The 12,205-nt window shown below is 35.2% G+C and carries 12 protein-coding genes; 9 read left to right on the top strand and 3 right to left on the bottom strand.

Features of this window, described 5'->3' with window-relative positions; translation table 11 throughout:
• The first annotated feature begins 160 nt into the window (after positions 1–160).
• The 8 genes from rpmE (at position 161) to HMPREF0367_RS08710 (ending at position 8,182) form a co-directional block, all read left to right on the top strand.
• Positions 161–373: a 50S ribosomal protein L31 gene (gene rpmE / locus HMPREF0367_RS08745; RefSeq protein ID WP_015535627.1), complete on the top strand. Its 213-nt coding sequence runs from the start codon at positions 161–163 to the stop codon at positions 371–373.
• 83 nt (positions 374–456) lie between these two features.
• Entirely contained in the window at positions 457–1,614 is a 1,158-nt protein-coding gene (locus HMPREF0367_RS08740) for a helicase-related protein (protein ID WP_035403378.1), read from the top strand.
• Positions 1,536–2,237 (top strand): phosphoribosyltransferase family protein, encoded by a 702-nt coding sequence (locus HMPREF0367_RS08735; protein WP_148449388.1) that lies wholly within the window; start codon positions 1,536–1,538, stop codon positions 2,235–2,237. Before HMPREF0367_RS08740 ends, HMPREF0367_RS08735 begins: the two co-directional genes overlap by 79 nt.
• A 23-nt stretch (positions 2,238–2,260) precedes the next feature.
• On the top strand, positions 2,261–3,553 hold the full coding sequence (locus tag HMPREF0367_RS08730) for a hypothetical protein (RefSeq protein ID WP_035403372.1): 1,293 nt from the start codon (positions 2,261–2,263) through the stop codon (positions 3,551–3,553).
• An 89-nt stretch (positions 3,554–3,642) separates the two neighbouring features.
• Positions 3,643–5,406, top strand: a complete 1,764-nt coding sequence (locus HMPREF0367_RS08725) for a DUF975 family protein (protein ID WP_022355655.1) — start codon at positions 3,643–3,645, stop codon at positions 5,404–5,406.
• Positions 5,407–5,491: 85 nt separating this feature from the next.
• Positions 5,492–6,844 (top strand): bifunctional UDP-N-acetylglucosamine diphosphorylase/glucosamine-1-phosphate N-acetyltransferase GlmU, encoded by a 1,353-nt coding sequence (glmU, locus tag HMPREF0367_RS08720; RefSeq protein WP_035403369.1) that lies wholly within the window; start codon positions 5,492–5,494, stop codon positions 6,842–6,844.
• A gap of 15 nt (positions 6,845–6,859) precedes the next feature.
• Complete coding sequence (locus tag HMPREF0367_RS08715) at positions 6,860–7,819, top strand: ribose-phosphate diphosphokinase (protein WP_022355654.1); 960 nt, start codon at positions 6,860–6,862, stop codon at positions 7,817–7,819.
• Between the two features lie 6 nt (positions 7,820–7,825).
• Positions 7,826–8,182 (top strand): Spx/MgsR family RNA polymerase-binding regulatory protein, encoded by a 357-nt coding sequence (locus tag HMPREF0367_RS08710; RefSeq protein WP_035403366.1) that lies wholly within the window; start codon positions 7,826–7,828, stop codon positions 8,180–8,182.
• On the opposite strand, the gene HMPREF0367_RS08705 is transcribed toward HMPREF0367_RS08710, so the two are convergent.
• Complete coding sequence (locus HMPREF0367_RS08705; protein WP_035403363.1) at positions 8,158–8,913, bottom strand: TatD family hydrolase; 756 nt, start codon at positions 8,911–8,913, stop codon at positions 8,158–8,160. The genes HMPREF0367_RS08710 and HMPREF0367_RS08705 overlap by 25 nt on opposite strands.
• A 96-nt stretch (positions 8,914–9,009) precedes the next feature.
• Here HMPREF0367_RS08705 and HMPREF0367_RS08700 point away from each other — a divergent pair, with 96 nt between their 5' ends.
• The gene (locus HMPREF0367_RS08700) at positions 9,010–9,717 is read left to right on the top strand and encodes a peptidylprolyl isomerase (RefSeq protein WP_015535621.1); all 708 of its coding nucleotides are present in this window, start codon (positions 9,010–9,012) and stop codon (positions 9,715–9,717) included.
• A gap of 36 nt (positions 9,718–9,753) precedes the next feature.
• Here the strand turns inward: HMPREF0367_RS08700 and HMPREF0367_RS08695 are convergent, their stop codons facing one another.
• Both HMPREF0367_RS08695 and HMPREF0367_RS08690 read right to left on the bottom strand, forming a co-directional pair.
• The gene (locus HMPREF0367_RS08695; protein ID WP_035403361.1) at positions 9,754–11,385 is read right to left on the bottom strand and encodes a hypothetical protein; all 1,632 of its coding nucleotides are present in this window, start codon (positions 11,383–11,385) and stop codon (positions 9,754–9,756) included.
• Positions 11,378–12,100, bottom strand: coding sequence for an ABC transporter ATP-binding protein (locus tag HMPREF0367_RS08690; RefSeq protein ID WP_015535618.1), 723 nt, complete (start codon positions 12,098–12,100; stop codon positions 11,378–11,380). Before HMPREF0367_RS08690 ends, HMPREF0367_RS08695 begins: the two co-directional genes overlap by 8 nt.
• Positions 12,101–12,205 lie beyond the last annotated feature (105 nt).

The raw sequence follows: 12,205 nt of genomic DNA, 5'->3' as shown, positions 1-12,205 counted from the left end.
ATGAATAAAGGACAACACAATACTTTTAAAAAGTTATCACCCGATTTTTTCAGTATAGAATAAATGAGAATTCATCTTGAAATCATAAGAGGAGCTTGTTATAATTGATTAGCACTTACTTTAGGCTCACAAGGAGTTTAAGGCGGAAGGAGGAAATAGTATGAAAAAAGGAATTCATCCAAATTACCATACTGTTAAATGTATCTGTTCATCTTGTGGTGCAGAATTCGAAACTGGTAGTACGATCAAAGGCGATGAAATGCGTGTAGATACTTGCAGCAATTGCCATCCATTCTTTACAGGTCGTCAGCGTTTCGCAGCTGCTCAGGGACGTATCGAGAAATTTAACAAGAAATATGGTTTAAACAAATAGGTTTAACGTATACAAAGAATAAGAAGTCTGGAGAAATCCAGACTTTTTTTGTCGTTTCATCAAAATCGAGTGTAATAGAAAATATGAAATGTTATCAATGTGGAAATGAAGATGAACGATATTTTGCCTATGATAAAGGTGTGTACTATTGTCGTAAATGTGTTGCCTTTGGAAGAATGGATGCATATGTAAGAAAGGAGAGCTGTCATTTATCTACACGAGTTATTGAAGTAAGCCCGCAGTTAAAATATGAACTGACGGATAAACAAAAGGCAATCTCACACAAGATCGTAGAATATCTGAAACAAAAGAAAGATGTATTTGTATATGCGGCAACTGGAGCCGGTAAGACCGAATCAGTTTTTGAATGTATTTGTTTTTACTTATCGCAAGGACAGAAAGTGGGATTTGCGATTAGTCGAAGACAGGTAGTTCTAGAAATTGCCCAAAGATTACGTCAGGCATTTCCAACGTTACATGTTGTAGAGGTAACACAAGGATATACAACGATTACAGACGGGGATATTATTGTTTGTACCATGCATCAACTATATCGCTATCCAGATGGCTTTGATCTTTTGATCATGGATGAAGTTGATGCGTTTCCTTATGTTGGAAATGATGTGCTGCAGACAATCACCAGAAGAGCCTGTAAAGGACAAAGAGTTTTGTTGAGCGCTACGCCAGATGAAGAAAGTCTACAAAAAATCAAACAAAAAGAAATGGAGATGGTCACGTTATTTGAAAGGCCTCATAAACATCCTCTGGTGGTACCAAAAGTGTATGAGTGTAATTTATTTTTTCAGGTGCTCATGATCATAGGTTGTTGTTACAGTTGGATAAGGCAGTCAAAACAAGTGTTGGTCTTTGTGCCTAGAAGACAAGATTGCATATGGTTAAATACGATCTTAAAGCTCTTTTTTCGATCTTCTATGATACATTCGCAAACGAAAGAAAAAGATGAGATCTTAGATCAATTTCGACAAAAAGGATTAGATGTACTGGTTTGTACGACACTTTTAGAAAGAGGTATCACGGTACCAAGCGTGCAGGTAATTGTATGCCAGGCAGATCATGCGGTATTTACCAGTGCAAGCTTGATTCAAATATTTGGTAGAGTAGGAAGAAGTTTTGATGATCCGACAGGAAAGGGAGTGTGCTTATGTTTTCAAAAAAATCAGGCAATCAAAGAATGTGTCGATCAGCTTTGCCAGATGAATGCTTCTGCCTCGACTGTTTAAGGCCCCTTGATGAAGAAACCACATTTACTCGTATGTTTTTAAATGATGATGTGTTGTGCAGCAATTGTCGATCTAAGTGGTTAGAACATAAGAAAATATATAATATTAATGGTATAAACTATCATGTTTTATATGAATATGATGAAAATTTAGAAAGTTTCTTTTTTCGCTATAAGGAACAAAGAGATATTGTCTTAGCTCCATCCTTTTTACATCTTTATAAAGATCAATTTCAAAAAACAATGAAGAAATATATGGTGTGTGGTGTCTGCAGCTCGGATGAAAAATACTTCCAGAGAGGCTTTTTACCTTTGGAAGAAATTTTTAACAGCATAAATATAAAGATATATTTTCCTTTATATAAAGCACTTGACTTTAAACAAAGCAAGCATTCAAAAAAGGAAAGGGCACAGATAGAAAAAATCATTCAAAGAAAAAATATATATCCCATAGCCTTAAAAAATATTCTTTTGGTCGATGATGTTCTTACCACGGGAGCAACATTACATAGGTCTTGTGAATTGTTAAAACCATCTGCAGTTTTTGTGATTGCGGCACATTCTTTATGGATCAAAGAAAATAAGCCCTATGAACAGGTAGAAAAAAAGCATACATTTTGGTAAAATTAGGCCAAAGGGGGATTCTTATGAGTCAAAAGCATTCAAAGAGTCAAGATGAAATATCTCAATTATTAGATTCTTTTGAAGTAGAAGATACTTTGGAAGAAAAGATGGAGAATTTCACACAGGAGAAAGAAAGACAGTCGCGTATCGAAAGAGCTAGAAAGAACTCTCAAGATTTTAATAGAAGAAATACCGAAGAAATGGATCTTACACAGATCATTGATCCAATCGATGATTCTGAATTTGAAGATGAAGAATATGAGGAAGATGGTTCACAAACAAAGACCATGATGTGGGATAAAGATCAAATTGATCTGGAAACCACAGATACCAATAAGACCGTTGTCATCAATGATGATGAGATCCAGTCTTTGTTGGAGGAAGATAAAGGTCCTAGATTAAAACGTGAAGTTCATCGAGGGAGTGCCAGAAAATCAAATCAGGATACAAAGAAAATTGTAATTATCGTTGCGGGTGTTATCGCAGTCATTTTAGCGGGAGTTGCTATTTTTGGCGTTATTAATTTGATTGGTGGTTTAGGAAACGATGACCAGATTTCAGAAGAAGAACAAAAACAAAACTATGAAGAAATTCTGGCGTGGGCTAACGATTATGATTTCTTAACGGATGATAAAAAAGCTGATATCATTGATTTTGAAACAATGTTTAATCGATTGAGCGATGAACAACAAAGTGAAATCAATAAAGTGTTGAAATCAAAAACAGGAAAAACATTTGATGAGCTGTTGGCACAGGCCAAATCAGACGCTAAGGATAAAGCGGACGCTTCTAATAACAATACTGAAGTAGCTCAACAAAAAGCAAAGTTAAAAGAGCAGATCAGTAATTTAAAAGATGATCTGGCTGATGCGAAACAAGCTTTAGATGATGCCAATTCGAAGCTAAATACAGCTAAGAGTAATTTAAGTTCGATTCAATCTAAAGTTTCTTCGGCTAATTCAACTTTACAGAATGCACAATCTCGAAAAGCATCAGCAGATCAGGCTTTGGCAGATTTAGAGGCTGAAAGAGAAGCAATAGAAAGCAAAGATAATTCTGAATTAACAAATGAAGATTATCAAAAACTTCAAGAACTTTATAACAAACGCCCAGGTTTATTAGAAGAACAAAGCGCAGCACAGTCTGCAGTAGAAAGCGCACAGGCAACATATAATGATCTAGTTTCTCAGCAAACGCAGGCAAGTAGTGAAGTAGACAGTGCACAAAGTGCGGTGAATGATGCACAAAGTAAATATGATTCTATTAATTCACAGTTGCAGCAGCTTCAAAAAGAATTAGATAATTTAGATGATTAATAAAATCTTTCTGGATAACCGGAAAGATTTTTTCTTATTTGGACGACTCTATGTTATTATCTAAAGACAGATATAAGAGAGGGAAGAACATGGATAGAAAGAAAATTAAAAAACAAGCTAAAATGCTTATGAAAAAGCATTTTGGATTTTTGGTAGCTATATGTCTCGTTTCAGCAATGATAACTTCAGAATTTGGTGGTACGCTTAGCTGGATCTTTTCGCAAAATAATGAAGCAATTAATGAAGAAATGACAGCTTTACCATCAGATTTGAGTACTTCAAAAGTATTACAAGACATTTTCGATGACAATTTAGATGCGGGTGAAAAAATGGCAGATGAAATAAAACAAAAAGAAATATCATCTGTTAAAAATCCTGCATTTGGAAGATCAAGAGGCGTGTTTGCAGCTTTGATCAACTCTATAACGTCAGGGTCTATTTTTTTGTCTATGGTGGCTGCAGTCAATTCAATGGTCGGTTCAGAAAGTTTGGCTGTTTTACTATTGATTCTATTAGGCTTGTTTGTTTTTTTAATGTTTTGGTTTTATGTTCAAAATACATATGCTGTCGTGCTAAGAAGAATGTTTTTGGAATCTAGAACATATCAAAAAATACCATTTGAGCGTTTTATGTTTTTAAGCAGGGTAAAACGGTGGACAAGAGCAAGTTTTATTATGTTTGTTCGATATGTATTATATACCTTATGGTCGCTGACAATCGTAGGTGCTTTTGTCAAACATTATTCCTACTTGATGGTACCGTTTATTGTGGCTGAGAATCCAGATATAAAAGCTTTAGAGGCAATCACGTTATCAAGAAAAATGATGAATGGCCATAAATGGGAGTGCTTTAAAATAGATGTTTCAATGTTGGGTTGGACCATTCTTTCTTCTTGTACGCTTGGATTGTCGGCAGCATTCTTTAGCAATCCGTATAAAATGATGATATTTTGTGAAGTATATGTTCATTTAAGAGAAAAAGCTAAAGCAGAAAATCTAGTTTATTCTGAATGTTTAAACGATATGTATTTATATGCTAAAGCTAGTGAAGAAACTTTAAAAGAAGCATATCCAGAGATTAAAAATAAGGATCTGAATGTTAAACCGCTACCGGGAATTAGAGGATTTTTCGCAAATTATTTTGGAATTCTTTTTAAAGAAGGAAAAGCAGAACGAGAATATCAAAAAGAAAGTCACAAAGCTTTGGAATATGCATCAATCAAGGAAGAGGCAGAAGGAAATCAATATCCTACACGCTTATTTACTATTCCTGAAGAAAACAAACGAGTTATTCTTTCTCGACTGGATCCAGCTAGAGATTATACAATTTGGTCGTTGATTTTGATGTTTTTTATTTTTTCCTGCATCGGATGGTTATGGGAAGTTAGTTTACATTTGATAACAGATGGAGTGTTTGTTAATCGTGGAGCTATGCATGGCCCTTGGCTTCCAATATATGGTTCTGGAGGAATTCTTATTTTAACTTTGTTGAAGAAGTTTCGAGATAAACCATACCTTTGTTTTATTTTGATTTTTGTGTTATGTGGTTTTTTGGAATACACTACTTCTTATGTCATGGAAATGAATACCGGGTTGAAATGGTGGGATTATAGTGGATATTTCTTGAATCTAGATGGAAGAATATGTGCTGAGGGGCTTTGTGTATTTGGTATAGGCGGTATGGCTTTTATTTATGTTTTGGCTCCAGTATTTGATAATATGATTGCCAAGATAAAACCTATGATGTTACGCGTCATGTGTGTCTTCTTGCTTATGTTGTTTGGTATAGATATGGTGTACTCACATTATGTACCAAATGTAGGAGAAGGAATAACTGATTATGGAGAGGACTAGGTTTAAGATTTTCTTTGGATTGTTATTTTAATGACTGCTATTTTTTGTTAGAATAGTATAGGGTATAAGAAAGCCAGGTGAAAAAATGCGTAACGCTATCATACTAGCGGCGGGCAAAGGAACTCGTATGAAATCAGATGCCAGTAAGGTGATGCATACGATCATTGACCGTCCGATGTTAGGGTATATTATCGATGCATTGAAAGCAGTGCATGTTGACCGTATCGTTGTTGTGGTTGGATATCAGGCACAGACGATCAAGGATGCATATCCAGATGTAGAATTTGCAATGCAGGAAACTCAATTAGGAACAGGACATGCAGTCATGCAATGCCAATGTTTGAAAGATGCTAAAGGAGATACATTGATCATTAATGGAGATGGTCCATGTATCCAACCGGAAACTTTAGAAAGGCTGTTTAAAGAAAATGAAGATGCAGCTGGAACATTATTAACAGCCGTACTTGAAGACGGAGCTCATTATGGACGTATCGTTCGTAATGAAAATAATGAGGTTATCTCTATTGTAGAGGCAAAAGATTGTACAGTAGAACAAAAGAATATTCGTGAAATCAATGCAGGTATGTATTGCTTCAAGAATGATGTATTGTTTGAAAACATCAATGAATTAAAAACAAATAATGCTCAGCACGAGTATTATTTGACAGATATAGTCTCCATTCTTTCCTCAAAAGGAATGAAGATCAAAGGACTTCCAATTGAAGATCGAGATGAAGTAATGGGAATCAATGACTGTCTGGAATTAAATAAAGCATATATATGGATGAGAAATAAAATCAACCGTTGCTGGATGGCCAATGGTGTTCAGATTGTTGATCCAGAGCGCACAGTGATTGGTAAAGATGTAAAGATTGGACATGATGTAATCATTCATCCAAATGTAGAAATTTTAGGTAAAACGGTAATTGGAGATCATGTTGAAATTTTAGGTGGTTCTTATTTAAATAATGCTGTTATCAAAGATCATGTAACGATTGATTCCAGCAAGATCCAAGATTCAAGCGTGGATGAATATACCACAATTGGACCAATGTCTCATTTAAGAAACAATACTCATGTAGGGAAACACTGTCGTATAGGTAACTTTGTTGAATTCAAGAACACAAATTTTGGTGATGGCTCAAAATGTGCTCATTTAACATATGTTGGAGATAGTGATGTTGGTAAAAATGTTAATTTTGGTTGTGGCGTTGTCACAGTAAATTATGATGGCAAGAACAAGTTTAGAACAACGATCAAAGATGGGGCTTTCATCGGATCTAATGTAAACTTGATTGCACCGGTTACGATCGGAGAAAATGCTCTGTTAGCAGCCGGCAGTACGATAACGGATGATGTTGAAGATGGCGATATGGGAATCGCAAGAAATCGTCAATCCAACAAAGAAGGTTATGGTACACAATATAAAAACAAGTAGAGGGAAGGACAAAACATGAACAACACAATTGTATTCGCATTATCATCAAGCGTAGGACTCGCAAAAGAAATTTGTAAGGAATTGAATTTACCATTGGGAAAGTGTGAAGTAAAACATTTTGCCGATGGAGAAATCTTAGTTGAATTAGGTGAATCTGTACGAGGAAAGCATGTATATTTTGTACAGAGTACAAACAAACCAGTAAATGAAAACTTAATGGAATTGTTAATTGGTATCGATGCATGTAAACGTGCCAGTGCTGCAACCGTTAACTGTATTATTCCTTATTATGGATATGCTCGCCAGGACCGTAAGGCAAAACCTCGTCAGCCTATTACGTCTAAATTGGTCGCAAATTTATTGGAAAGCGCAGGAGCAAATCGCGTTGTAACAATGGATCTTCACGCAACACAGATTCAGGGATATTTTGATATTCCTACTGATGATATTACTTCTTTAGGATTGATTGCAGATTACTTTAAACATAAAGAAGGCCTAGATGTAAAAGATATCGTTGTTGTATCTCCAGATCATGGAGGAACAGTACGTGCTCGTAACTTGGCAGAAAGCTTAAATGCACCAGTTGCGATCATTGATAAGCGTCGTCCTAAACCAAATGTAGCTGTTGCGATGAATTTGCTTGGAGATGTAAATGGGAAAGTAGCAGTTATTATTGATGATATGGTTGATACAGCAGGTACTTTGGTATCTGGTATTGATATGTTAAAGGCTAAAGGAGCTACAGCAGTATACGCTTGTTGTACTCATGGTATTCTTTCAGGTCCTGCAATTGAACGTTTGAAAAATGCCGGACTTGCTGGATTTATTTGTACGAATACAATTGATCAGACAGAAAAACAAAAGGAATACCCAGAAATGGTTGTTCTTTCAGTAGCACCATTGATTGCAGCTGTAATTAGTGCTGTAGAACATAATTCTTCTATGTCTGATGCATTATCACATGCTTTTGAATAAAATAATATGAAAACACTATTTATTGGATATCCAAAATGCACGACGTGCAAGAAAGCATATGCCGCGCTTTGTGATCTAGGAATCGAAGCAGAATATAGAAATATTAAAGAAGACAATCCAACAAAAGAAGAAATTCAAAGCTGGATCGATAAAGGAGTTTCTATCGATAAGTTATTCAATACCAGCGGTATGCTTTATCGAGAATTAAATGTAAAAGAAAAACGCAAGACTTACACCCAGGAGCAGTTAATTGATTTGCTGGCTTCAGATGGGATGTTAGTCAAGCGTCCGATCGTCATTCAAGAGGATAAGATCATCATTGGTAATAAGCCAAATGATTATGCTTCTTTGAATAAAGATTGAAAATTATTAGAAATCTGTGTGCAGAGAGTTTCGACATCGATCTCTTTTAGCTCACAGATTTTTTTTGTCGTGAACTCAACATACTTTGGTTCATTTGTTTTACCACGATAAGGAACCGGTGTTAAATAAGGGGAGTCGGTTTCAGTTAAGATTTTGTCTAGAGGACAAAGTGTTGCGCATTCGACACCTTGACGATTGTTTTTAAAAGTGATTGGGCCCGCAAAAGATATATAAGCGCCCATTTTTAAACATTCATTCATTGTTTCCTTGCTTCCGGAAAAACAATGGAAGATGACCTTGGTCTTTGCGTGTTCTTTTAAGATATCCAGGCAGTCTTTAGTTGCTTCTCGCATATGGATGGATATAGGAAGATTGGCGTGATTGGCCATTTGAATTTGTTTGATAAAAAGCTCTTTTTGTTCATTGATAAATGATTTATCCCAATAATAATCCAAACCTATTTCACCTAGACAATCTATCTGATTTGAATCAATTGCCTTTTGTAAGATCTGTATGTGTTTTTCAGTAATGTCTTTGGCATCTTGAGGGAACCATCCAAAGGCGATTTTAAAATGAGGGTGTGTTTCTTTAAGTGCTAATGCTCTTTTGAATTCTGTTTCGTTTGTACACATGATCATGCAGTTGGAAACTTCGTGCATGTTTTTTAAAACTTCATCGATTCTTTCATATAATCGATCTTCTGTGATATGACAATGGCTATCTGTATACATATAATTAATACCTCCTGGTCTAAAAAATATATAAACATAATTTTTTTATCTTTTCAATCTATGATAAAATATCGAAGACAAAGAAAGGAAAGTAAAATGAAATTATATACAAAAATCGCCAGTGCTCTAGTATTGAGCTTAGCTTTGGTGGGTTGTTCAAGTACGCAGAGCGAACCCCAAACAGAAAATACGACAGATGAAACAACACAAATTCCTGAACTAGATTCCTTGATCCAGTTCCAAGATTCATATCCAGATGATATGCAGGTCGCAATCATGAATACAGATCAGGGAGAAATTGATTTTGTATTATTCGCAGATCAAGCGCCTAAGGCTGTTGAAAATTTTGTGACACATGCAAAAGAAGGGTATTATAATGGTGTGACATTTCATCGCGTGATTGATGATTTTATGATCCAGACTGGTGATCCAACGGGAACGGGATCAGGCGGTGAAAGTATTTGGGGAGAACCTTTTGAAGATGAATTCAGCTATGAATTATATAATTTTAGAGGAGCTGTCTCAATGGCAAATTCCGGTGAAGATACCAATGGCAGCCAATTCTTTATTGTTCAGGCTGATACAATGGATCAGGAATTGAATGGATGGCCAACTTTGGCAGAAGAAAAATATCATGAAGTAGGCGGAACACCATGGCTTGATCAAGTTCATACAGTGTTTGGTCAGGTGATTTCTGGTATGGATGTTGTAGATGCAATTGCTGATTTAGAAGATACAGATATCACCGCTGTGATCAATACAATTGAAATCACAACTTATAAAGAGTATAAAGAAACACATTAAAAAGGCATGTCTCAATTAAAAGACATGCTTTTTTGTCTATGAACCTTTCTTTAAAGATCGTAGGATAATCTTTGGACCAAAGATATACATGATTGCGATCAAAATCACAAAGACGATGGAAACAAAAATTGTATAATAAATTAAACAACTAAATATATCAAATAAGAAGAATGGAACACAAAGGATGACCACGATGGCCCAGCTTGCTAGAAACTCGAATACAACATTTAAGTTGTTCTTGATAGCACTTGTTTCATCTTCCCAGTTGATTTTTGGATGAATTCCATCAATCAAAAGTGCTAAAAAATTAACGACTAAACTTGCCAATAAAGCTCCAATCACAAAGGCAGCATCATAATAGATTGGATAAGGTAACAACATGTGCACTGGTATCAATAATAAGATACATGATAAGAGTGAAAAGAAGATGCCTAAGGATACTTTAGCAGCCAGTTGTTTAGAAAAATCTAAAGGTATGTACAACATAAATGGAATGTTTTTTCCTTCACGTGAAAATGATGTAGCACTTATTCCATTTAAAGAGCCGAAAAAGAATCCAACGATCATACCGCCTAAATATAAATATAGAGGTAGGTTAATCAGCTTTGCGATATCTATTTGGGCTAAGGCGGCTTTGGCCTCTTCTATATCAGGTAATGCCATAAATACAACAACCATGATAATCGGAGCTACTAAGCCGGATAATACGCAGTTTGAAAAGTAGGCAGGCGTACGAACTAGTTTATAGAAGTCGGTTTTAAAATAACTGAAAAAAGGATTCGCTTGATGATTGACTTTTAATTTAGCTTTTTTCTTGGAAGGAGATCCTTTTACACTGGTTGCAGAAATCAGATATAAGTATTTTGAGCATAGGTAGAACAATCCGCCTGTAATGATAACTATAATGATATGAATAAACAAATCTATAATAGATAAGTTAACAATTGCTTTTGAGGCAAAAGGAACATTAAAGAAAATCTGGGTCAATAAAGATAAAGTTTCTGGATTGTTTTGAAGCATTGAGATCAAGGCGGCAGGATCTTCGACAGATGTTCCACTCATGAATCCAGAAGCAGCACCAATCCCAACGGCAATAACGATAGATATTACACCTGTGATTAGATTAAAACGATCTTTGTTCTGGAAAAAAGGTATAAAACGAAGCACAATGATCCAGAATATTCCAACCATAAATGCAGGAGCTAAAGAAATTAAAGGTAATTGTAATATAAACATAAATATTTGTGAAATCTTTGCTCCGGCCATGATGTATGCTGCTAACATAGGAGCAGTAACTAATAAGCTGGTTAAAAATAATGAGATATAAACGATGATAAATTTGGAAAATATGATCATCGTTGGAGAAACAGGTAGTACTAAAAGATGAGTAAGGTCATTGGAAAAATAAAATACAGATGGAAACATGAACAATGCAATCCACAAAACTAAAAATCCAATAACACTAAAACCAAGTTGTAATATCAAAAGATCTAAATTTAAAGTGGAAAATGCAGAATGAAACAGCATGTAAAACATTCCTAGAGAAGGAAGAAGGCATAGAAAAACCACAAAACCTACGATTAATGATTGCTTTCCTTTTTTAGAATGTAGATCAAGCTTATAATTTGATTTGAATAATAGCTTGCTTAAAGTAATAAAATCATGCATGTCTTGTAACCTCTAAGAAAACATCTTCCAAACTTTCTTTTTCAGGATACTGTGCCTTTAAAGCTTCCAATGTACCATCATAGCGAATCTTTCCGTGATCAATAATGATGATTTTGTCGCATAATTTTTCTGCAACTTCTAAGACATGTGTTGAAAAAATAACAGTATTTCCCTGGCGGGCGTGTTCTTTCATTTTTTCTTTTAACAAGTATGAACTGGCAGGATCTAGACCAGTCATTGGTTCATCTAAGATCCAAATATTAGGATCTGTGACCAAAGTTGCGATCAAGATAGCTTTTTGTCGCATACCATGTGAATAACTTGACATGCGATCATTTAAAGCATCTTGAATTTCAAATTGTTCGGCTAAAGCTTTTATACGAGCATTTCTTGTTGCTGTATCGATATGGTAAAGATCGGCCATAAAGTTAATATATTCAAGGCCGGATAAACGCAAGAATAAATCTGGACTGTCTGGAACCAAACCGAATTCTCTTTTAGCTTCAATTGGATCCTTAGTTATATCTTTTCCATTTAGTTTTATTGATCCTGTATCAGGTTGTAAAACTCCTGTCATCATGTGGATAGAAGTCGTTTTGCCAGCCCCATTTGGACCTATGAAGCCGGTTATACATCCAGTAGGAATTGTGACAGTGATGTCATCAACTGCTTTTTTAGTTCCAAATGTTTTTGATACGTGATTGATTTCAATCATAAAAAAAACCTCCCTGTCTGTAAAACAACAGACACTTTTGAAGAAATCATATCATATTTATATGAAAATAAATATGATATGATTTCATTTTAGCTCGGGGGGGGG

It is taken from the genome of Faecalitalea cylindroides ATCC 27803 (genome assembly GCF_000469305.1).
Taxonomy (GTDB): Bacteria; Bacillota_I; Bacilli_A; order Erysipelotrichales; family Erysipelotrichaceae; genus Faecalitalea; species Faecalitalea cylindroides.
The sequence above is the reverse complement of the archived record's forward strand: the minus strand, read 5'-3'. Positions and strand labels throughout refer to the sequence as shown.

What these genes read in the sequence shown, in the direction of transcription:
- HMPREF0367_RS08725 (WP_022355655.1), top strand. Translation starts at nt 3,643, where the DNA reads ATGGATAGAAAGAAAATTAAAAAACAAGCTAAAATGCTTATGAAAAAG.
- HMPREF0367_RS08710 (WP_035403366.1), top strand. Translation starts at nt 7,826, where the DNA reads ATGAAAACACTATTTATTGGATATCCAAAATGCACGACGTGCAAGAAA.
- HMPREF0367_RS08740 (WP_035403378.1), top strand. Translation starts at nt 457, where the DNA reads ATGAAATGTTATCAATGTGGAAATGAAGATGAACGATATTTTGCCTAT.
- rpmE (WP_015535627.1), top strand. Translation starts at nt 161, where the DNA reads ATGAAAAAAGGAATTCATCCAAATTACCATACTGTTAAATGTATCTGT.
- HMPREF0367_RS08735 (WP_148449388.1), top strand. Translation starts at nt 1,536, where the DNA reads ATGTTTTCAAAAAAATCAGGCAATCAAAGAATGTGTCGATCAGCTTTG.
- HMPREF0367_RS08695 (WP_035403361.1), bottom strand. Translation starts at nt 11,385, where the DNA reads ATGCATGATTTTATTACTTTAAGCAAGCTATTATTCAAATCAAATTAT.
- glmU (WP_035403369.1), top strand. Translation starts at nt 5,492, where the DNA reads ATGCGTAACGCTATCATACTAGCGGCGGGCAAAGGAACTCGTATGAAA.
- HMPREF0367_RS08700 (WP_015535621.1), top strand. Translation starts at nt 9,010, where the DNA reads ATGAAATTATATACAAAAATCGCCAGTGCTCTAGTATTGAGCTTAGCT.
- HMPREF0367_RS08715 (WP_022355654.1), top strand. Translation starts at nt 6,860, where the DNA reads ATGAACAACACAATTGTATTCGCATTATCATCAAGCGTAGGACTCGCA.
- HMPREF0367_RS08690 (WP_015535618.1), bottom strand. Translation starts at nt 12,100, where the DNA reads ATGATTGAAATCAATCACGTATCAAAAACATTTGGAACTAAAAAAGCA.
- HMPREF0367_RS08705 (WP_035403363.1), bottom strand. Translation starts at nt 8,913, where the DNA reads ATGTATACAGATAGCCATTGTCATATCACAGAAGATCGATTATATGAA.
- HMPREF0367_RS08730 (WP_035403372.1), top strand. Translation starts at nt 2,261, where the DNA reads ATGAGTCAAAAGCATTCAAAGAGTCAAGATGAAATATCTCAATTATTA.